The sequence below is a fragment of the Pseudodesulfovibrio mercurii genome (assembly GCF_000189295.2).
Taxonomy (GTDB): Bacteria; Desulfobacterota; Desulfovibrionia; order Desulfovibrionales; family Desulfovibrionaceae; genus Pseudodesulfovibrio; species Pseudodesulfovibrio mercurii.
This window is the reverse complement of sequence record NC_016803.1, coordinates 3,436,827-3,459,305: the sequence shown is the minus strand read 5'-3', so window position 1 is coordinate 3,459,305 and position 22,479 is coordinate 3,436,827. Positions and strand designations below refer to the sequence as shown.

At 66.4% G+C, this 22,479-nt stretch carries 11 protein-coding genes; 8 read left to right on the top strand and 3 right to left on the bottom strand.

Annotated features, from left to right (window positions below; translation table 11 throughout):
• Nucleotides 1-19: 19 nt before the first annotated feature.
• Genes DND132_RS17860 through DND132_RS15570 form a run of 3 tightly spaced genes read right to left on the bottom strand, consistent with a single transcriptional unit; the run spans nucleotide 20 to nucleotide 4,243 of the window.
• Entirely contained in the window at nucleotides 20-2,185 is a 2,166-nt protein-coding gene (locus DND132_RS17860; protein WP_014323722.1) for a tetrathionate reductase family octaheme c-type cytochrome, read from the bottom strand.
• Nucleotides 2,182-3,345, bottom strand: coding sequence for an NrfD/PsrC family molybdoenzyme membrane anchor subunit (gene nrfD, locus DND132_RS15575; RefSeq protein ID WP_014323721.1), 1,164 nt, complete (start codon nucleotides 3,343-3,345; stop codon nucleotides 2,182-2,184). The genes DND132_RS17860 and nrfD overlap by 4 nt, the downstream gene beginning before the upstream one ends.
• The gene (locus tag DND132_RS15570) at nucleotides 3,335-4,243 is read right to left on the bottom strand and encodes a 4Fe-4S dicluster domain-containing protein (RefSeq protein WP_014323720.1); all 909 of its coding nucleotides are present in this window, start codon (nucleotides 4,241-4,243) and stop codon (nucleotides 3,335-3,337) included. Before DND132_RS15570 ends, nrfD begins: the two co-directional genes overlap by 11 nt.
• Before the next feature lie 110 nt (nucleotides 4,244-4,353).
• Between DND132_RS15570 and DND132_RS15565 the strand changes: the two genes are divergently transcribed.
• The 8 genes from DND132_RS15565 to glgP all read left to right on the top strand — a co-directional run bounded on the left by DND132_RS15565 (nucleotide 4,354) and on the right by glgP (nucleotide 22,111).
• Nucleotides 4,354-5,034, top strand: a complete 681-nt coding sequence (locus tag DND132_RS15565; protein WP_014323719.1) for a Crp/Fnr family transcriptional regulator — start codon at nucleotides 4,354-4,356, stop codon at nucleotides 5,032-5,034.
• Nucleotides 5,035-5,464: 430 nt separating this feature from the next.
• Nucleotides 5,465-6,709: an efflux RND transporter periplasmic adaptor subunit gene (locus DND132_RS15560; RefSeq protein ID WP_014323718.1), complete on the top strand. Its 1,245-nt coding sequence runs from the start codon at nucleotides 5,465-5,467 to the stop codon at nucleotides 6,707-6,709.
• Nucleotides 6,709-9,810 carry an efflux RND transporter permease subunit gene (locus DND132_RS15555; protein WP_014323717.1) on the top strand — a complete coding sequence of 1,034 codons (3,102 nt, stop codon included), beginning with the start codon at nucleotides 6,709-6,711 and terminating at the stop codon, nucleotides 9,808-9,810. Before DND132_RS15560 ends, DND132_RS15555 begins: the two co-directional genes overlap by 1 nt.
• Before the next feature lie 180 nt (nucleotides 9,811-9,990).
• The gene (locus DND132_RS17855; RefSeq protein ID WP_050813989.1) at nucleotides 9,991-13,206 is read left to right on the top strand and encodes a transporter substrate-binding domain-containing protein; all 3,216 of its coding nucleotides are present in this window, start codon (nucleotides 9,991-9,993) and stop codon (nucleotides 13,204-13,206) included.
• Between the two features lie 205 nt (nucleotides 13,207-13,411).
• Nucleotides 13,412-15,370: an amylo-alpha-1,6-glucosidase gene (locus DND132_RS15545; RefSeq protein ID WP_014323715.1), complete on the top strand. Its 1,959-nt coding sequence runs from the start codon at nucleotides 13,412-13,414 to the stop codon at nucleotides 15,368-15,370.
• 4 nt (nucleotides 15,371-15,374) lie between these two features.
• Complete coding sequence (locus DND132_RS15540; RefSeq protein ID WP_014323714.1) at nucleotides 15,375-16,661, top strand: glycosyltransferase family 4 protein; 1,287 nt, start codon at nucleotides 15,375-15,377, stop codon at nucleotides 16,659-16,661.
• A complete protein-coding gene (locus tag DND132_RS15535; protein WP_014323713.1) occupies nucleotides 16,658-17,860 on the top strand; it encodes a glycoside hydrolase family 57 protein in 1,203 nt (400 codons plus the stop codon). Before DND132_RS15540 ends, DND132_RS15535 begins: the two co-directional genes overlap by 4 nt.
• Before the next feature lie 12 nt (nucleotides 17,861-17,872).
• Nucleotides 17,873-22,111, top strand: a complete 4,239-nt coding sequence (glgP, locus tag DND132_RS15530) for an alpha-glucan family phosphorylase (RefSeq protein WP_014323712.1) — start codon at nucleotides 17,873-17,875, stop codon at nucleotides 22,109-22,111.
• Nucleotides 22,112-22,479: the final 368 nt, after the last annotated feature.

Sequence of the window (22,479 nt, the reverse complement as noted above, 5' to 3'; positions counted from 1 at the left end):
CGGTTGCGCAGTCTCGCGCCTACTTCTTGTCCGGCCCCTGGCCGAGCGGCAGCTGGGTGAACCGTCCGCCGTAGAGGATCGGGTCGCCCTTGTAGCCGAGCTTCCTGAAGTCGATGTAGTCGGTCTGGCCGATCAGGTCGCCCACGTCGCGGCCCATCATCTTGAGCAGCTCGAAGTCCGCGCCCTTTTCCGTCAGTTCGCGGAACTTGATGTTGCGCGTATCCTGATGGCAGCGGTCGCAGGTCTTTTCGCCCTTGAGGCTGTCGTGGCACTGCACGCAGGACAGGGCGTGCTCCTTGGGCATAACCTCGTGCTCGATGCGCCAGTACATGTCCGTGGCCACCCACATGTAATCGCCGCTGTAGGCCAGGTTGGCCTTCTTCATGCCCTCCTTGAAGGCGGTCTGCCAGTCGGCGCCCTTCCAGTAGGCGGTCTTGTCATCCTTGTTGTACGGATACAGGTGCGGGATGAGCAGGTACCGGTACTTGGCGTCGGCAGGCTGGATGCCGGACATGATCTTGAACGGCGTGATCCGCGAGTGCGGGTCGCCGATGGAACCGATGGGCTCGGTGATGTTGGTCTTCACCATGTTCGCCTTCTGCTCGTCGGTCAGGTGCTCGCCGGACTTGAAGCCCTTGGCCTCGGGGTTGATGACGTCGCCGAGCAGCAGCCGGCGCATGAACCCGTTGTACCAGGCGTACTCGGGCTTGACCGACTCGCCCCAGCGGAAGTCGCCCTTCATCCAGTTGTAGTCGGGCTTGCCGTACTTGTCCTTGCCCACCTTGCGCTCCTTGTCGCCGGTGGTGGACCAGTCCCACCACGTCTTGGTGGGGGTGCACTTGGAGTAGATGGGCGAGTGGCAGGTGTTGCAGGCCACGGTCTCGCAGTGCTTGTTCAGGTGATGATCGAGCAGGGTCTCGCCGTAGTGAGGCTTGGAGGTATGGCAGTCCTCGCAGGCGCGGGAACCTTCGGCCACCGGGGCCGAGGTGGACCTGCCCGATATCTTGTGGTTGCGCGTCTTGTGGCACTCCGTGCACTCGAAGTTGTACCCGCCCATGTGGACGTCGCAGTTGCGGTCCGGCCAGTACAGTTCCGAGGACATGTCCGCGTGCTTGACCGCATCGCCCCCGCCGCCGCTGAAGTGGCAGGCGCCGCAGGTCTTGCGGCTGGTGGGGCCGACGTTCCCGGCCACGTAGAGCAGGTCCACCTTGGGGTCGGGCATGCCCGCCGCGGGCGGGGCCTTCTTGTAGCTGCCCGTGGTGTCGTGACAGACCAGGCAGTCGAGGTTGTTCATATTCTTGAAGTCAAAGGTGGAGTCCTTCCAACCGTATCCCGCATGGCATGATGTGCAACGAGCCTCGTTGCTGATGGGGGATATTCAGAAGTTGTTGAGCGTCGTGGTCCCCTTTCCGGACATGACGCTCTGTCTGTGTTCCACCGTGTACGGGGACGGGCCGCGCCACAGCCAATGGGCCGAGTCGAGCATGTCCTCGCCCGCCTGCTCGTGGCAGCGCAGGCATTCCTGGGTCACCTGTTGCGGGGTGGGGTTCTCCGGGAGCTTGACCAGCTCCTTGTGGTCCACCGGGCGCTTGGTGTGGCAGCCTTCGCAGCTGACCGGACCCTTCTTCATCTTCTCATGACAGTTCATGCACTGCATGTGGTAGGCGGCCTTCAGCCCGATGCGTTCGGGATGCTCGGCCGAGAAGGAGTCCTGGTGGCAGGAACGACAGGCCACGGTCTCCGAGGCCTTGGGGTCCTCGGGGCGGTAGTGGTGGCAGGAGGCACAGTCGCCGCCCAGGGCGGCCGCATGCTTGGCATGCATGAACCGCACGGGCTCGTACTTGCGCTCGTAGGTGTCCACCAGCGGACTGTCGAGCAGGAAGTAGCTGTGCTTGATGTCCTTGGGCCCGATGCCTAGCTTGCGCAGCCGCTGCTGGCGCAGGACCAGGTCCTCCTTGAGGACCTTCTCCACGAACGGGTAGGCCTCGCGGGCCACCTTCTCCGCCTTGACCTCGTCGGCGGGCGACCAGCCCTCGGGCATGGGGGTCAGGTCCTTGCGGGACTTGGCCGGGGGTTCGGCGGCCGCGCCGGGCGCGGTGGCGGCCCGGGAGGGCGTCAGCCCCGCCAGGACCACGGCCGCGACCACGATGGCCAGCCACCCGAGTCTCTTCATCTCCCTCATCATTGGGAAACCTCCTGTCGTTGGGCGGAAAGCACCGGGAACCAGGTCACAATCAGCCGGTAGAGGAAGAAGATCGTGGCCACGGCTCCGGCGGTGACGAGTATCTCGCCGATGGCCGGGTAGTACGGGTAGTTCGCATACGGGGCCTTGAAGGAAACCACGAACACGTTGAACCGGTTGAGCATCACGCCCGAGACGATGAGCAGGGCCGCGATGAACAGCCACCTGCGCGAGCGGCGCACCGCCGGGACGAGCAGCATGAGCCAGGGCAGGATCACCCCGAGCCCCACCTCCACCAGGAAGGAGTTGCTCTGGGCCGAGCCGTCCAGCAGGGTCGTGTACGCCCCGCGCGAGATCAGGTCCCCGACCTTGAGGGCCATGTACACGCCGAGCAGCAGGATGGTGATCCTGGACAGCGGCGAGAGCACGTTCATCTCCGACTCCAGCCTGAGGGAGGAGGTGGCGATGGTCGTCTCCACGATGACCATGGGATAGCCCACGGCGAAGGCCGAGGTCAGGAACAGCAGCGGTTGCAGCGGCGTGGCCCACAGGGGCGACGTCTTGGTCGGCGCGATGACCATCAGGGTGCCCAGGCTGGACTGGTGCATGCAGGACAGCACCACCCCGAGGATGATGAAGACCCACATGGTCTTGTCCAGGATGCGGTCCAGGAAGGCCAGGAGCTTGATCTTCCCGCCCAGCCGCTCGGCCAGGACCGGGATGAACTCGATCCACAGCACGGTCACGTAGGTCATCACGCACATGGCCACCTCGAACAGGGCCGAGGTATGGTTCTGGTAGACGATCGGCTTCCAGATGGCCCAGGACCGGCCGATGTCGAAGAACACGGCCAGGGCCACGAAGGTGTAGCCGAGGGCTGCGGTCAGCAGCGCGGGCCGGGTCACGGCCTCGTAGTAGTGGCGGCCCAGGATGTGCGCCAGGAAGGCGGTGGTGAAGCCGCCCGCGGCCAGGGCCACGCCCGAGGCCACGTCCAGGCCGATCCAGATGCCCCACGGGTAGTGGTTGTTCAGGTTGGTCACGGCGGCCAGCCCGTAGGTGTAGCGCACGACGAGGGTCAGGGCGGCCGCGATCATCAGGGCCAGCATGACCAGCACGCCGGGCGTCCAGAAGGGCCGGTCCACGGGTTGGGGCTTATGCGTCATCACCGCCCTCCTTGTTGTGCTTGCGCGAGGTCGCGCCCATGACCGCCCCGAGGACCCCGAACAGGGCCAGGGGGGACCACAGGTAGCTGAACAGCGCGCTCTGGATGGTCTCCGTGGTCTGCGGCATGGGCCGGGTCGGCAGGGTCTGGAAGCCGACCTTCTCGAAGGGCACGTTGGAGATGTACAGCCAACTGGTGCCGCCCACCTCGTGCTCCCCGTAGATGTGGTCGATGTACTTGCCGGGATCGCCCTCGATGCGCCCGCGGGCCAGCTTGAGCAGCTCGCCCCGCCGTCCGAAGGTGATGGCCTCCACCGGGCAGATGGACGCGCAGCCGGGCTTGCCGCCCTCCTTGGAGATGCGCTCGAAGCAGAACGTGCACTTGCGCACCCTGGGCAGGATGGGCTTGTCGTACTCGTAGGCCGGGATCTCGAAGGGGCAGGCGGCCATGCAGTAGCGGCAGCCGATGCACTTGTTCACGTCGTAGTGCACGGCCCCGTTTTCCTTCTTGGTCAGGGCCCCGGTGATGCAGGCCGAGACGCAGGCCGGGTCCTGGCAGTGCATGCACTGCACCTTGACGAAGGTCGGCGCCAGCTTGTCGCGGTCGTCGATGCGCCCCGGATAGTACCGGTTGATCACCGTGAACGCGTTCTGGTCCGGCCTCCGCTTGGCGTCGAGCACGGTCAGGTCGTCGAACTTCACGGCGGGCTCGGGCAGGTCGTTGACCTCCTTGCAAGCCTGTTCGCACTTCCTGCACCCCACGCACCGGGACAGGTCCACCAGGCAGCCGAACGGATCGGGCGGCGCCTTGGATTCCCACGCCTGCGCATTTCCGGGCACCGCCGAGACCGCCCCCGCGACCCCCAACGCTCCCAAAAATCCTCTGCGGGAAATTGTCATCAGTATTCCTCCTTTCATTATAGACCATTACCGAGTATTCACGTCTGTAGCATAGGAGAATTTTTCCATTGTCACATTGATCGCGATCAATTTTTATGGGAAAAATTGTCATGGACACCTTCCGCCTGCTGCGAAAAACCCCCCTCTTTTCGGGCCTTGAGGACGAGGCGGTCATGGCCCTGGCCAGCCGCGCCCGGCTCAGCCGCTACGAACCCGGCGAACGGGTCATCAGCCGGTCCGACGAGACCCAGGCCTTCTTCGTCGTCCTGTCCGGGCGGGCCAAGATCTTCCGCAGCACCCCGGACGGAAAGGAGCAGATCCTCTATCTGGTGGAGGCGGGCCAGCCCTTCTGCTTCTGCTCGGCCTTCACGGACCGGCCCTATCCCGTGGACGTGGCCGCCCTGGAAAAGAGCCTTGTGGCGGGCATCCCGTCCGAGGACATGGAGGACCTGGCCCGGCGCCAGCCCATCCTCCTGCTCAAGATCATGCAGACCCTGGCGGGCAGACTGCTGGAAACCATGAACCTCGTGGAGTCCCTGGCCCTGCACGGCACCCAGAAGCGCATCGCCTGTTTCCTCCAGCACTCCGAGGGATGCTGCGCCGCCCGCCCCGGCGACCCCTTCTCCCTGCACATCTCCCACACCGAGATGGCCCGCATCGTCGGCACCAGCCCGGAGACCCTGTCCCGCGTCATCCAGAAGTTCAAACGCCGCCGCCTCATCGAGGCCTCGGGCCGGAACATCCGCATCCTCGACCACGACGGCCTGGCCGCCGCCCACGAAACGGAGTGAGCACAGGGGCCGGGCGCACCCCCGGCCGCCGCGCCCGAGGGCCGTTTGACGATTTCGGCAATCGGACCCGAGCCTGCGCGCTCCCCGGCGCACGGCCCCACGCCGTCGATAAAAAATTAATAAATAAAAAGTGATGGGACAGGCCCGAAACAAGAACGGAGCGGTTCGCGACCGGGAGCCTGCCGCCCCGCCCGCAGCTTCCCCCGCCATTTTTTTCGGAACGGCAAGAGAGCGGATCGCTTGAGGATTCTCCGGGCGGTGACATGCCCGGACCCGGCCCTCCGACCTTCCCCGGAGCGGACCCATTGTGTTTGCGTTTCTTTGCAATTATAAACGCGGGCAGTATGAATTGAACAACCGTCCACCGGGTCTCCGCGCCCGGACGGACTTCCGGTCCCCGCCCGCACGGGGCCGACGACCTGGAGGGCACGTGCCTCGCTCATCTGTCTCTGTTCCGCATGGAAACCGGCCCCGGAAACGGGTTCCCGGCCCGGTCCTGGCCGGGCTGCTCTGCCTGCTCGCGGCAGCCCTGCTCGCGGCCTGCGGCGGCAATGAAAACAAGGCCAAACGGGAGCGCGTGGTCCCGGTCACGGCCGTGGCCGCCGTGCGCGAGAACGTGCCCGTGACCCTATCCGCCGTGGGCAACGTCACCCCGCTGGCCTCGGTGGAGATCAAGTCCAGGGTGGGCGGAATCATCGTCAAGCAGTTGGTCCAGAACGGCCAGGACGTGGAGGCGGGCGACCTGCTCTTCCAGGTGGACCCGCGTTCCTTCGACCTGGCCATCAAGGAGGCCCAGGCCCGGCTCGACCGCGACCGCGCCCACCTGAACAAGGCCAAGGAGGACCTGCGCCGCTACTCCAAGCTCCGCGAGCTGAACGTGGTCGCCCAGGAGTCCTACGACAACACCTTTGCCGAGGCCACCTCACTGGAAAACACCATCCGGCTCAACGAGGCCGCCCTGGAGCAGGCCCGGCTCGACCGCGACTACGCCGCCATCCGCGCCCCCATCTCCGGGCGGGTGGGCATCGTCCAGGTCAACGTGGGCAACGTCATCAAGGCCAACGACGACCGCACCCTGTGCGTCATCAACCAGATCCGGCCCATCAACGTCTCCTTCACCCTGCCCGAGCGCTACCTGGGCGAGATCATGGAGCGCCGCAGACAGGGGCCCATGCGCGTCAGCATCACCCCGTCCGGCATGACCTCCACGCCCGTTGACGGGGATTTGGCCGCCGTGGACAACGCCGTGGACACGACCACGGGCACCATCCGGCTGCTGGCCTCCTACCCCAACGACGACACCCGGTTCTGGCCCGGCCAGTTCGCCCGGGTGGAGCTGACCCTGCGGACCCTCAAGGACGCCCTGCTCCTGCCCACCGGGGCGGTCCTCCAGGGCATGGACGGGCCTTACGTGTACGTGGTCAAGACCGCCGGGGACGACCCGGCGTCCGGCACCGTGGAGCCGAGGCAGGTGGTCACCGCCCACATCGTGGGCAAACGCACGGTCATCCGGTCCGGCATCGAGCCCGGCGATATGGTGGTCCTGGACGGCCAGGTGGGGCTGAGCCCCGGCGCCAAGGTGTCCATCAAGAACATGGGCAAAAACGCGGCCAAGGCCGACGGCAAGGGCGCGGCGGGGACTCCCGCCAAGGCCCCGGCCGAGGACAAACAATAATGAATCCGTCCGCCCTGTTCGTCCGCCGCCCGGTCATGACCACCCTGGTCATGACCGCCATCCTGGTCTTCGGCGTCATGGCCTACTTGCGCCTGCCGGTCAGCGACCTGCCCAGCGTGGACTTCCCGACCATCGAGGTCTCGGCCTCCCTGTCCGGGGCCAACCCCGAGACCATGGCCTCGTCCGTGGCCACGCCCCTGGAAAAACAGTTCTCGACCATCGCCGGGCTGGACTCCATGACCTCCATCTCCAGCCTGGGCAGCACGCGCATCACCCTGCAGTTCACCCTGGAGCGGAACATCGACGACGCGGCCCTGGACGTGCAGTCGGCCATCACCACGGCCCTGCGGCGGCTGCCCGACGACATGACCTCCACCCCGAGCTTCCGCAAGGTCAACCCGGCGGACTCGCCCATCCTCTATCTTTCGCTCTCCTCGCCGACCATGCGGCTGTCCGACGTCAACGAGTACGCCGAGAACTTCATGGCCCAGCGCATCTCCATGGTCAACGGCGTGGCCCAGGTCCAGGTCTACGGCTCCCAGAAGTACGCCGTGCGCATCCAGCTCTCGCCCGAAAGGCTGTCGGCCATGGAGCTCGGCGTGGACGAGGTGGCCGAGGCCGTGCGCAAGGGCAACGTCAACCTGCCCGTGGGCACCGTGGCCGGCCCCGTGCGCGAGTACATCGTCCGCTCCAGCGGCAAGCTCATGAACGCCGAGGACTACAAGCCCCTGGTGGTGGCCTGGCGCAAGGGCGCGCCCGTGCGCCTGTCCGACGTGGCCGACGTGTTCGACTCCGTGGAGCAGACCAGACGGCGCAACTGGTACAACGGCCAGCCCGGCATGGTCCTGGCCATCCAGCGCCAGCCCGGCACCAACACCGTGGAGGTGGTCAAGGCCGTGCGCGCCCTGCTGCCCTCCTTCCAGTCCCAGTTGCCCGCCGCCATCAACCTGAACGTGCTCTACGACCGCTCCGAGTCCATCAAGGAGTCCATCGGGGACGTGCAGTTCACCCTGCTGCTCACCGTGGGCCTGGTCATCCTGGTCATCTTTCTCTTCCTGCGCAGACTGTCGGCCACCATCATCCCGAGCCTGGCCCTGCCCATGTCGGTCATCGGCACCTTCTCGGTCATGTACCTCTACGGGTTCAGCCTGAACAACATATCGCTCATGGCCCTGACCCTGTCCGTGGGCTTCGTGGTGGACGACGCCATCGTCATGCTCGAAAACATCGTCCGCCACGGGGAGATGGGCAAGTCCACCCTGGAGGCGGTCATGGACGGTTCGAAGGAGATCGCCTTCACCATCGTGTCCATGACCATCTCCCTGGCCGCCGTGTTCCTGCCCGTGCTCTTCATGGGCGGCATCGTGGGCCGCCTGTTCCACGAGTTCGCCGTGACCATCTGCGCCTCCATCCTCATCTCCGGGCTGGTCTCCCTGACCCTGACCCCCATGCTGTGCAGCCTGATCATCAAGCCGCACAACGGGGAGACGCATCACGGCAAACTGTTCAACCTGTTCGAGCGGGGCTTCGAGGGGCTGCGCCGGTTCTACGCCCGCACCCTGGACTGGACCCTGCGCCACCACCGGCTGACCATGCTCGCCTCCATCCTGGTCCTGATTCTTACCGTGGTCCTGTTCCGGGCCATCCCCAAGGGCTTCCTGCCCACCGAGGATGCGGGCCGCCTGATGGTCTCCACCGAGGCCGAACAGGGCGTGGCCTTCGACATCATGAAGGAGCGCCAGCAGCAGCTCATGCGGATCGTGGCCAACGACCCGGCCGTGCAGAACTACATGTCCGTGGTCGGCGGGGGCGGCCCCAACCGGGGCGGCAACTCCGGCCGCCTCATGGTCGATCTCAAGCCGCGCAGCGAACGCGGCCCCATCGAGGGGGTCCAGCAGCGGCTGCGGGCCAAGCTCTCGCAGGTGCCGGGCATCCGGGCCTTCGTGTCCAATCCCCCGGCCATCCGCATCGGCGGGCGCAGTTCCAAGGGCCAGTACCAGTACACCCTGCAGAGCCCCGACACCGAGGTCCTGTTCCAGGCCGCAGCGGACATGGAAAAGCGCATGCAGGAGCTGCCCGGCATCCAGGACGTGTCCTCGGACATGGAGTTCGACAACCCCGAGCTGGCCATCGACATCGACCGCGACAAGGCCTCGGCGCTCGGCATCTCGGCCTACCAGATCGAGGACGCCCTCTCGACCTCCTTCGGCAACCGCAAGGTCTCGTCCATCTACGCGCCCACCGACACCTACGACGTCATCATGGAGCTGGGCCCGCAGTACCAGTCCAACCCGGACGCCCTGGCCATGCTCTCGGTGCGCTCCGCCAACGGCAAGCTCGTGCGCCTCGAAACCCTGGCCAAGTGGGGCCTGGGCGTGGGCCCGCTGTCCGTCAACCACTCGGGCCAGCTGCCGTCCGCGACCATCTCCTTCAACCTGCCGCCGGGAGAGTCCCTGGGCTCGGCCGTGGACGCGGTCTCGAAGCTGGCCGCCGAGGTGGTCCCGGCCTCGGTCTCCACCAGCTTCCAGGGCGAGGCCCAGGCCTTCCAGGACTCCATGCGCGGCCTGTGGGTCCTGCTGGTCATGGCCATCCTGGTCATCTACATGGTGCTGGGCGTGCTCTACGAGTCCTTCGTCCACCCGCTGACCATCCTGTCCGGCCTGCCGTCGGCGGGCGTGGGCGCGCTCCTGACCCTCATGGTCTTCGGCCAGGACCTGAACATCTACGGGTTCGTGGGCATCATCATGCTCATCGGCATCGTCAAGAAGAACGCCATCATGATGATCGACTTCGCGGTGGAGGCCCAGCGCGGGCACGGCCATGGCGCGGCCGAGGCCATCCGCGAGGGCGCGCTCATCCGCTTCCGGCCGATCATGATGACCACCATGGCCGCGCTCATGGGCACCCTGCCCATCGCGCTCGGCCTGGGCGCGGGGGCCGAGGCCCGGCGTCCGCTGGGACTGGCCGTGGTCGGCGGCCTGCTGGTCTCCCAGCTCCTGACCCTGTACTTCACCCCGGTCTACTACATGTACCTGGACGCGGCCCAGCAGCGGTTGAACCGCCTCTTCGGCCGGGCCGGGAGCCACCCCTCCACGGACTAGACGGCCCTGCCCGGACCGGGATCGCGGACCGCCGCCGCGCGCCGTGGGGAAACGCCCCGCGGCCGCGTTTCCGTCGGCCGGAATCGGATTATCATTTGACCTGTGCGGAGAATGCCATAACAATGTGCAGACCCAATGCGTCTCGTGTTTTCCCGCTTTTCCGATATCGGCGGTAACCCTATGGCCCTGTTCCGATTCATCCTGACGATCCTGCTCCCGGCGGTCCTGGTCTCTCTGGCCGCGCCCGCCCTTTCCCCGGCCGAGGACGTCCCGGCCGTGCTGCGTTCCGCCAGCGAACTCGACTATCCCCCCTTTGCACTGGCCCGGCCCGACGGCGCGGCCGACGGCTTTTCCGTGGACCTGCTCAGGGCCGTGGCCCGCGAGGCCGGGCTCGAGGTCCGCTTCAAGGTCGGGCCGTGGGCCGACATCAAGCGGGAACTGGCCGAAGGCAGGCTCGACGTCCTGCCCCTGGTCTCCTGGTCCCCGGAGCGCGACGCCTTTTTCGACTTCACCATCCCCTACCTGCAGATGCACGGCTCCATCTTCGTGCGCAAAGGGACCAGGGACATCGAAAGCGAGGCGGACCTCAAGGACAAGGTGGTCCTGGTCATGCGCGGGGACACGGCCGAGGAGTACGCCGAACGCAACCACCTGGCCGGGAAGCTCCTCCCGCAACGAAGCTACGTCCAGGCCCTGCGCATGCTCTCGGAGGGGCAGGGCGACGCGGTCCTGGTGCAGCAGGTGGTGGGCTGGCAGATCGTCAAGAAACTCGGGCTGACCAACATCGAGGACGTGCGTTCGCCCCTGGACCCGACCCTGCGGCCGGGCGGCCCGGGGCCCATGTCCGGGTTCGTCCAGAAATTCTGCATGGCCGTGCACGAGGGCGACCACGCCCTGCTGGCCCGGCTGAACGAGGGGCTGGCCATCGTCTTCTCCAACGGGACCTACGACCGGCTGTACCTCAAGTGGTTCAGCCCGATCCTGCCCCGGCCCAAGCCCTCCTTCCTCCAGACCGCCCGGCAGTCCCTGGTCTTCGTCCTGCCGCTGGCCCTGGTCATGGCCGTGGGCGGGCTGATCTTCCTCAAGATTCAGGTCAACCGGAAGACCGCCCACCTGCGCGAGGAGATCGAACAGCGCACGCGGGCCGAGGCCCAGGTGGCCAGGAGCCGGGAGTGGATGCACTCGCTCCTGGATCACCTGCCCCTGTCCGTATACCTCCAGACCGGGAAACACCGCATCGCCTTCGCCAACGAGCACTTCCGGCGCACCCTGGGGCGGTGCGAGGACGGGCCGTGCCACGAGGTCATCTACGGACGCCGGGAGCCGTGCGTCCACTGCCGCACCAGGGAGGTCCTGGAATCGGGCCGGGCCCTGACCTGGGAGACCACCACCAGGGACGGGGCCACCCTGCTCGTCCGCAACCTCCCCTTCCGGGACATGGACGGCACCCCGGTGGTCCTGGCCGCGGCCATGGACATCTCCGGAATGAAACGCATCGAGGTGGCCCTGCACGAGAGCGAGAACCTGTACCGCACCCTGATCGACAACATGCCGGACATCGTCATGCGCTTCGACCGGGAGTCGCGCCACCTCTTCGTCTCCAGGAACGTCCTCGAACTGACGGGGGTGCCCGCCTCGGCCTTCCTCGGCAAGACCAGCCGGGAACTCGGCATCGATGAGGAACTGTGCCGCTTCTGGGACGAACACATCCGCCGGGTCTTCGAGACCGGCGAACCCCAGGCCGCCGAGTTCCACATGAACTGGAGGGGGCGCTCCAGCCACTTCGACTGGCGGCTCTTCCCGGAGCGGGACGAGAGCGGCGAGGTCCAGTCGGTCTTCTCCCTGAGCCGCGACATCACCCGCCAGCGCTCCCTGGAAAAGGAGTACGAACTGCTCTTCCACCGGATGCTCGACGGGTTCGCCTCCCATGAGATCATCTGCGACGAGGCGGGCGTGCCCGTGGACTACCGCTTCCTGCGGGTCAACCCGGCCTTCGAGCGGATCACCGACGTGACCGCCGCCGACATCGTCGGCCGGACCCTGCTCGAGGTCTTCCCCGGCACCGAGCGCTATTGGATCGAGACCTACGGCAAGGTCGCCCTGACCGGCGAGCCCATCCACTTCGAGCACTACGCCGCCGAGCAGGACAAGTTCTTCAACGTCAGCGCCTTCCGGCCCGCGCCCGGCCAGTTCGCCTGCATCTTCTCGGACATCACCGAACGGGTGCTGACCTCGCGCGCCCTGGTGGAGGCCAAGGACCTGGCCGAATCCGCCAGCCGGGTGAAGTCCGAATTCCTGGCCAACATGAGCCACGAGATCCGCACCCCGCTCAACGGCATCATGGGCATGCTCCAGCTCCTGCGCGCGGGCGACCTGACCGAGGAGCAGGCCGAATACGCGGCCTACGGCATCAAGGCGAGCCGTCGGCTGACCCGGCTGCTCACGGACATCCTCGACCTCTCCCGCATCGAGGCGGGCAAGCTGGACATCCGCGAGGAGCCCGTGAACCTGCGCGACACCCTGTCCGGGCTGGAGCAGATGTTCGCCGTGGCCGCCCGGTCCAAGGGGTTGTCCCTGGTCTTCGACCTGCCCGACGACCTGCCGGACCGTCTCTTCGGCGACGACACCCGCATACAGCAGGTCCTCGTCAACCTCATCGGCAACGCCATCAAGTACACCGAGACCGGCGGGGTGACCGTGGAGGTCACGACCCTGCCCCGGCTGCGGCCGGACACGGTCCACGTGCTCTTCACGGTCACGGACACCGGCATCGGCATCCCCGACGACAAGCTGGGCACCGTGTTCGAACACTTCACCCAGGTCAGCAGCGGCTTCACCCGCCACTACCAGGGGGCCGGACTGGGCCTGGCCATCACCAAGCGCATGATCGGCCTGCTCGGCGGGACCCTGGCCGTGGACAGCGAACCGGGACGGGGCACGGTCTTCGGCCTGTGCGTGCCCCTGCGCCCGGCCGACGACCGGCCCGCCAGGACCACGGCCCTGCCCCCCGACGCGCCGCTCCCGACCCTGCGCGTCCTCCTGGCCGAGGACGACCGGGTCAACAGCCTGGCCGTGTCCGGCCTGCTCAGGCGCATGGGCCACCTGGTCCGGGCCGTGACCGACGGCGAGCAGGCCCTGGCCACCCTGCGCCGGGAGGACTTCGACCTGGTCCTCATGGACATCCAGATGCCGGTCATGGACGGGGTCCAGGCCACCCGGGCCGTCCGCCAGGGCCAGGCCGGTCCGGACAAGGCCGCCATCCCGATCATCGCCATGACCGCCTACGCCATGACCGGCGACCGCGAGGACTTCCTGGCCGGGGGCATGACCGACTACATCGCCAAGCCCCTGGACGGGGCCGGCCTGGAAAACGTCCTCCGGCGGAACATCCCCTAGACGCGTTCCGCCGCCCGTCCGGCGGCCATTCCGGACGACCGGCTCCCGCCTCCACACGTCATTCCGTACCGTTTGGCGAATATTCCGTTATGGAGACATTTTTCCCTTGCAACTGGCGGGGTTTTGCTATCAACTTGAATCATCGGAAATACCCCTTCCAGGGGCAGCTCACATCTTCACAACCTCTTTTCCACAGGTGGACATCATGCTGCACATTTCCAGAGACGAGTGCGTCAACACCGAGACGGCGACCAGGAAGGAATGGATCGACGTCAACGGTCTCGGCGGGTACTCGTCCAGCACCATCATCAACTGCCACACGCGCAAGTACCACGGCCTGCTGGTCGCGGCCCTGACGGAGCCCAAGGGGCGCTTCGTCCTGCTTTCCAAACTGGAGACCTCGGTCCTGGCCAACGACCGGGAGTTCCTGCTCTCCTCCAACAAGTACCCCGGCGTGTACCACCCCACCGGCCACCAGTTCGTGGACTCCTTCGACCAGGGCCTCTACCCGGCCACGACCTACCGCATCGGCGACGCCCTGATCCGCAAGTCCTTCCTCATGATCCACGGCAAGAACACCGTGCTGGTCTGCTATGAACTGCTTGAGGGCAACGTCAAGCCCGCCCTGCGGCTGCGCCCCCTGCTGGCCTACCGGGACATCCACACCCTGACCCGCGAGAACATGTTCCTGCGGCCCAAGTCCTACCCCGAGCGGAACGGCCGCAAGATCCAGCCCTACGAGGGCATGCCGCCCCTGTACATGGGCACCAACCGGACCTCGGAGTTCTTCCCCGGCCCCAAGTGGGTCTACAACATCGAATACCTCATGGAGCGCACGCGCGGCTTCGACTACCAGGAGGACCTGTTCTGCCCCGGCATGTTCGAGACCGTCCTGGAAAAGGGCAAGCCCGTGATCTTCGCCGCCTCGGTGGAGCCGCTCGGCAACCTGGAGCACCAGCGCAGGAAGGAGATCGCCCGGCGCGAGGCCGAGTTCGCGGCCTGCAAGGACCGCAGCAAGCCCGAGCAGTGGCTCAAGTACTTCTCCGGGCAGTTCCTAATCCGCAACGGCTCGGGTTTCGCCTCGGTCATCGCGGGCTATCACTGGTTCGGCGAGTGGGGGCGGGACACCATGATCAGTCTGCCCGGGCTGACCTTCCACGCCGGCCGCAGGGCCTTCGGCGAGGAGGTCCTGGCCGCCTACGCCGGGCTGACCCGCGACGGGCTCCTGCCCAACTACCTGGACCAGAACTCCGACCACCTGGCCTACAACTCGGTGGACGCCTCCCTGTGGTTCTTCTGGGCCGTGCAGGAATACCTCAAGACGCGCGGCTCGAAGAAATTCATCATGGACAAGGTCTATCCGGCCTTGCGCGACATCGTGGCCGCCCACCTGGACGGGCGCGTGCCCCTGTGCGGACTGGACCCGGACGGGCTGCTCTGGGCGGGCAACGAGCACACCCAGCTGACCTGGATGGACGCCCAGGCCTACGGCCGCCCGGTCACCCCGCGCCACGGGGCGGCCGTGGAGATCAACGCCCTGTGGTACAACGCCCTGGGCTGCTTCCTGGAGCTGGCCGAGACCGAGGACGATGTCCTGGCCGGGCGCGCCCGCGAGGCCGCCGACCGGCTGCGCGCCCACTTCACGACCCGCTTCTGGAACGACCGCGACAACTGCCTGTGCGACGTGGTGAACGAGCACGGCCAGGACCGGCGCATCCGGCCCAACCAGATCTTCGCCCTGTCCCTGCCGCACACCATGCTCGACTTCCACCACATGCGCGCGGTCATCGGCGTGGTTCAGGCCCACCTGCTGACCCCCTATGGCCTGCGCACCCTCTCGCCCCGGGACCCGGCCTACTCGCCCTTCTACAAGGGCGACGCCGACTCCCGCGACTCGGCCTACCACCAGGGCATGGTCTGGCCCTGGCTGGCCGGACATTTCGGCCAGGCCCTGCTGCGCCAGGCCGAGGACCGCGCCGGAACCAAGGCCTTCCTGCGCAAGTACTTCAAGCCGATCCTGCGAGAATTTCCCGACGACTTCTGCATCAGCGCGGTGCCGGAGCTGTACACGGGCAACCCGCCGCACGCGCCCAAGGGCGCCGTGGCCCAGGCGTGGTCCATGGCCGAGGCCATCCGCCTGAACAAGCTCCTCAAGGAGAAGTAGCCCCATGCGCGTACTCATGTTCGGGTGGGAATTCCCGCCATTCATCTCCGGCGGCCTGGGCACGGCATGCCTGGGCCTGACCAAGGGGCTGGCCCATCTCGGCACCGACATCCTGTTCGTCCTGCCCCGGCTGGACTCCGACGAGGAGGGCGGCCACCTGACCCTGCTCGGGGCCAACCGGCTGCGCACCAAGGTCGGCGTGACCGAGATCCGCAAGCTCCAGGAACGGCTGTCCGTGCTCGAGGTCCTCTCGCCCCTGCGACCGTACCTGACCGAACGGGAATACCATTCCCTGCTCGAAAGGAACGAGCTGATCACCACCGAGGACATCTTCGGGGAGCTCAAGAACGACTTCAAGGGCGGGTACGGCAAGGACCTCATGGCCGAGATCGTGCGCTACAGCCTCATCGGCGCGCACCTCGGCCTGACCGAGAAGTTCGACGTCATCCACGCCCACGACTGGCTGACCGCCCCGGCGGGCATCGAGGCGAAAAGGGTCTCGGGCAAGCCCCTGGTGGTCCACGCCCACGCGCTCGAGTTCGACCGCTCGGGCGAACACGTCAACCAGAAGGTCTACGACATCGAGCGGGCCGGGTTCGAGGCGGCCGACCGGATCATCGCGGTCAGCCACTACACCAAGGAGACCATCGTCAACCGCTACTCCATCGACCCGGACAAGATCACCGTGGTCCACAACGCCGTGACCAAGGAACGGCGGCTGGGGCAACTGCGCGTGAAGAAGCCGTTCAAGGAGAAGCTGGTCCTGTTCCTGGGCCGGATCACCTTCCAGAAGGGGCCCGACTACTTCGTCGAGGCGGCGGCCAAGGTCCTCGAGAACCACAACGACGTGCGCTTCGCCATGGCCGGGACCGGCGACATGTTCCCGCGCATGGTCGAACGCATGGCCGAACTCCGCCTGGCCGACCGCTTCCACTTCACCGGCTTCGTGCAGGGCACCGACGTGGAGCGCATCTACGCCATGAGCGACCTGTACGTCATGCCCAGCGTGTCCGAGCCCTTCGGCATCACCCCGCTGGAGGCCATGGTCTTCGACGTGCCGTGCATCGTCTCCAAGCAGTCCGGCGTGGCCGAGGTCCTGGAGCACGCGGTCAAGGTGGACTTCTGGGACGTGGACCGGCTGGCCTTCGAGATCGAGGACATCCTGACCGACGAGAAGCGGGCCAGGACCCTGGTTGAACAGGGCCGGGAAACCCTCAAGAAGATCCAATGGGACCGGGCCGCCGAAAAGGTTCTCGACGTGTACCGGCAACTTACCGGAGGGCGCGCATGATTTCCGTCTGCTTCTACTTCCAGGTCCACCAGCCCATGCGGCTGGACAAGAGCTATTCCTTCTTCCAGATGGGCCGCAGCCACCACTACCGCGACGAGGCCGCCAACCGCGACATCATGCGCAAGGTGGCCGAAAAGTGCTACCTGCCCGCCAACCGGATGATGCTCGACCTCATCGAGCAACACCAGGGCAGGTTCCGCATCTCCTACGCCATCACCGGCGTGGCCATGGAGCAGTTCCAGGAGTTCTGCCCCGAGGTCCTGGAAACCTTCCGGGCCCTGGCCGATACCGGCTGCGTGGAGTTCATCGGCGAGACCCACTACCACTCCCTGGCCTTCCTCTTCTCCAAGGAGGAGTTCCGCCGCCAGGTCAAGATGCACAGCCGCATCCTGGAGGAGTTCTTCGGGACCAAACCCGTGACCTTCCGCAACACCGAGCTGATCTACAGCAACGACCTGGCCCAGGAGATCGAGAAGATGGGCTACCGGGCCGTCCTGGCCGAGGGCGCGGACCAGGTCCTGGGCTGGCGCTCGCCCAACTTCGTGTACCAGCCCGCGGGCTGCTCCAAGCTCAAGGCCCTGCTCAAGAACTACCGTCTGTCCGACGACGTGGCCTTCCGCTTCTCGGACCGGGGGTGGAGCGAGTGGCCCGTGACCGTGGAAAAATACGCGGACTGGGTCCACAAGGTGGCGGGCAGCGGCGAGATCATCAACCTGTTCATGGACTACGAGACCATCGGCGAGCACCAGTGGGCCGACACCGGCATCTTCGAGTTCTTCCGCAAGCTGCCCGAGGCGATCCTGTCCCGGGACGACTTCGTCTTCGAGACCCCGGGCGAGGCCGCCGCGCACCTGGACCCCATGGCCCAGCTCGACGTGCCCTACTTCACCTCCTGGGCCGACCTGGAACGCGACGTGACCGCCTGGCTGGGCAACCCCATGCAGGACCAGGCCGCCGAACTGGCCTACGCCCTGGAAGACAAGGTTCTGGATTCAGGGGACGAGGACATCATCGCCACCTGGCGGGAGCTGCTGACCAGCGACCATTTCTACTACATGTGCACCAAGTGGTTTTCCGACGGCGACGTGCACAAGTACTTCAACCCGTACGACACCCCGCATCAGGCGTTCATTACCTACATGAACGTGCTCAACGACCTCGCCCTCCGGCTGGACGGTTCGGACAGGCGGCAGGGGTAGGAGAAAAAAGCCATGGATAAAAGCTGGCTGTTCGAAGTTTCCTGGGAAGTGTGCAACAAGGTCGGCGGCATCTACACCGTCATAAGCAGCAAGGCCCCGCAGGCCAAGGCGGCCTTCGACAACCGTTACGTGGCCGTGGGTCCGCTGCTCGACCGCAACCCCGGGTTCCTGCCCTCCGATCCGCCCGACACGGTCCGCCCGGCCCTGGAACGGCTCAAGGCCTGGGGCATCGAGACCGCCACCGGCCAGTGGGACATCCCGGGCAAGCCGCTGGTCCTGCTCATCGGCTTCCGCAACGCCTTCCCGGCCCACGACAAGCTCCTGTTCCAGCTGTGGAACGACTATGGCGTGGATTCCATGGCCGGAGGCTGGGACTACATCGAACCGGTCCTGTTCTCCACGGCCGCGGCCATGGCCATCAAGGAAATCAGCGAGGACGTGGGCGAAGGGGCCGACGTCTACGCCCACTTCCACGAGTGGATGTCCGGGGCGGGCGTGCTCCACCTGAAGAAGCACGCGCCCTCGGTGTCCACGGTCCTGACCACCCACGCCACCATGCTCGGCCGGGCCATGTCCGGGGCGGGCGTGGACATCTACAAGCGGCTCGAAGAGATCGAGCCGTCCCAGGAGGCCAAGGCCTACGGGGTCACGGCCAAGCACTCCATGGAGTCGGTCTCGGCCCGCGAGGCGGACTGCTTCACCACGGTCTCCAACATCACCCGGCGCGAGGCCTCCAACCTTCTCGGCACCAACCCGGCCGTGGTCACGGTCAACGGCTTCAACCTCGATGGGTTCGCCGACCCCACGGCCGTGGCCCAGACCCGCAAACGTTCGCGCAAGCAGCTCCTGGACCTGGCCGCCAACTTCCTCGAACGGGACCTGGACCCGGCCAAGACCCTGCTGGTGGCGACCTCCGGACGCTACGAATTCCACAACAAGGGCATCGACCTGCTCCTGGACGGGCTGGGCGACCTGAACGAGGAGCTGGCCAAGTCCGGCAAGGACGTCACCGTGGTCGCCTTCCTGCTCGTCTCCTGCGGCTACGCGGGCTTCAGCGACGAGGCCCGGCGCCGCCTCAAGCAGGAGCGCTACGACATCGAGAAGTACGCGGGCATCTCCACCCACCACCTGGGCGACGCGGACCACGACCCCGTGGTCATGAAGTGCCGCGAGCGCAAGCTGGACAACGAGGCCGTGAACCGCTGCTGCGTCATCTTCATCCCGGTCTACCTGGACGGCAACGACGGCGTGCTCAACCTGGAATACTACGACGCCCTGGCGGGCATGGATCTGACCGTGTTCCCGTCCTTCTACGAACCGTGGGGCTACACCCCCATGGAGAGCGCGGCCTTCGCCGTGCCCACGGTGACCTCGGACCGGGCCGGCTTCGGCCAGTGGATCATGGAGCGGCACCCCCAGGGACACCCCGGCGTGCACGTCCTCAACCGGCTGGAGGACGACTACGAGACCGCGCGCGAGAACCTGGCCCTCTACCTCTCGGACTTCACCCGCTGGACGCCCGAGGAGCGCGTCTCTCGCAGCAAGGAGGCCCGCAAGATCGCCGAGGAGGCCACCTGGGCCCACTTCTATCCCCGCTACCTGGAGGCCTACGAGTACGCGGCCGACATCCGCACCGAACGCATCGCGGGCGTGCAGCGCATGGTCGCCGCGCCCGGCGCGGAGATCAGCTTCTCGGGCGTGAACACGACCCAGCCGAGGCTGCGGTCCTTCACCGTGGTCACCGAGCTGCCCGCGCCCCTGGCCCGGCTGCGCGACGTGGCCGAAAATCTCTGGTGGGTCTGGCACCGCGACTCCCAGGAGCTGTTCGAATGGATGGACGCGGACAAATGGCACGAGAGCGGCCACAACCCGGTCCTGTTCCTGGACACCATGCGCCGCGACCGGCTGGCCGAACTGGCCGACGACCCGGAATTCATCGGCCGCCTGAACTCGGTTCTGGAGCGGTTCGACGCCTACATGGCCGAGAGCGCCAAGGCCGACGTCAGGGGCATCACCTGGAAGAACCCGGTGGCCTACTTCTCCATGGAGTTCGGCCTGCACGAGGCCATCCCGGTCTACTCCGGCGGCCTGGGCCTGCTCTCCGGCGACCACATCAAGTCGGCCAGCGACCTGAACCTGCCGTTCATCGGCATCTCCCTGCTGTACAAGAACGGCTTCTTCCACCAGCGCATCAACGGCAACGGGGACCAGGTGGTCGAGTACCACGAGAACAACTTCGCCACCATGCCCATCACCCCGCTCCAGCGGAACGACGAAAAGGTCATGATCACCGTGGACCTGCCGGGCCGCACCGTGTACGCCCAGATATGGGAGGTCCACGTGGGCCGGGCCAGGCTCTACCTGCTCGACACGGACGTGGTCGAGAACTCCCGCTCGGACCGGGACATCACCTCCAAGCTCTACGACCCGACCTCCAAGGGCCGCATCGAGCAGGAGATCATCCTCGGCGTGGGCGGCATCCGGCTGTTCACCGCCCTGGACATCGTCCCGTCGGTCTACCACCTCAACGAGGGCCACTCCGCCTTCCTGCTCTTCGAGCGCATCCGCCAGCTCATGCTCCTGGACGGGGTGGACTTCCCCACGGCCAAGGAGATCGTCCGGGGCAACACCGTGTTCACCATGCACACCCCCGTGCCCGCGGGCAACGAACGGTTCGAGAAGTCCCTGGTGGAGAACTACTTCCGGGGCTACGCCGACGAGATGGGCGTGCCCTGGGACGGGCTGTGGAACCTCGGGCACATCTACGCCGAGGAGGCCGACCACCTGAACATGACCGTGCTGGCCCTGCAGCTCTCCTGCAAGCGCAACGGCGTCTCCCGCCTGCACGGCGACGTGTCCCGGCGCATGTGGCAGGATCTGTGGCGCGGCTTCATCCTGAGCGAGGTCCCGGTGGGCCACGTGACCAACGGCGTGCACATCACCTCCTGGCTGGACGAGCGCGTCCGCCACGACATCGAGGAGTCGTGCAGCATGTCCGTACACCGCCAGCTCCTGGAAAAGACCGACTGGGGCTGCCTGGACGGCCTGGACGACCGGCGGCTGTGGGACACCCACGTGGCCCTCAAGCACCGCCTCTATGACGAGGTGCGCCGCTCCATCGCCGCCCAGTGGACCCGCGAGGGCGAACCGCCCAACCGGCTGCACGCCTTCCTGAACGAGCTCAACCCGGACCACCTGACCCTGTGCTTCGCGCGGCGTTGCACGGCCTACAAGCGGCCCACCCTGATCTTCCACAACCTCCAGCGGATCAAGGAGATCCTGACCAAGGCCGATCGCCCGGTGAACATCATCTTCGCGGGCAAGGCCCACCCGGCCGACACCATGGGCGCGAGCTACATCAACCTCATCTGCCGGCTGGCCAAGCAGGACGACTTCCTGGGCCGGGTCATCTTCCTGGAGAGCTACGACATCCGCCTGGCGCGGCTGCTCGTGTCCGGCGCGGACGTCTGGCTGAACAACCCCACCCGGCTCATGGAGGCCAGCGGCACCAGCGGCATGAAGGCCGCGGTCAACGGCGTGCCCAACTGCTCCATCCTGGACGGCTGGTGGGACGAGGCCTTCGACGGTACCAACGGCTGGGCCGTGGGCAGCGGCCTGGTCTACCAGAGCCAGGTCAACCAGGACATCGTGGACGCGGACAACCTGTACGCCACCCTGGAATCCGAGGTGGTCCCCGAGTTCTACGACCGGGGCGGCGACGGCGTGCCCCACGCCTGGCTGCAACGCATGAAGGCGTCCATGCAGACCGCCTTCCGCCAGTATGGCACCCACCGCATGGTCCGGGACTACATCGACGACATGTACCTGCCCGCCATAGAGCTGTCCAAGCTGCGCGCCAAGAACAACAACGAACTGGCCCTGGGCCTGGGCGAATGGCGCACGCGCATCCCCGGCCGCTTCGCCACCGTGAACATCAAGGAGGTCAAGGTGGAGGGCATCAGCGGCGACGTCTTCCGCCTGGGCAACCGGCTGACGGTCTCGGCCAAGGTGGACCGGGGCCAGCTGCTGACCGAGGAGATCGTGGTCGAATTCGTGGCCGCCACCCCGGACGAGGAGACCGTGGTGGACTGCATCCCCATGCAGCTCAAGCACACCGAGGGCTCCACCCTGCTCTACCGGGCCACCTACAGCCCGGCCGAGTCCGGGCTCGTGCGCTACGGCGTCCGCGTCCTCCCGACGCATCCGGGGTTGGCAAGCAAGTGCGACCCCAGATTGATAAGGTGGAGCTAGGAGGGAGACGGAGAGCGGCTTCCGATAGCGGCGCACCTGCACATTTTTTCCGGGGGCTTTCATCCTCACGTAGACGGCTACGCTGCGGTGAAAGCTCCCGGAAGAAAATGCACAGCTGCACCACTCTCGCAAGCCTAGTGCGAGCGCGGGGAGAGAGCCGCTGTCGGGTGGCTGCGCCGCCCGAATCGCTCCAAAGATTGAAGAGAAAGAGGGGCTCCTGACTTGGAATTGGTCAGGGGCCTTTTTCTGTGTTGCCTCCCCGCGTAGCGGCGATAAAAAGTTTGGGAGGGTGAGGGGGATGGGGGGTCCCGGGGGAAGGGGGAGAGGGAAACCCTTTTCAAGGGTTTCCCTCTCCCCCTTCCCCCGGG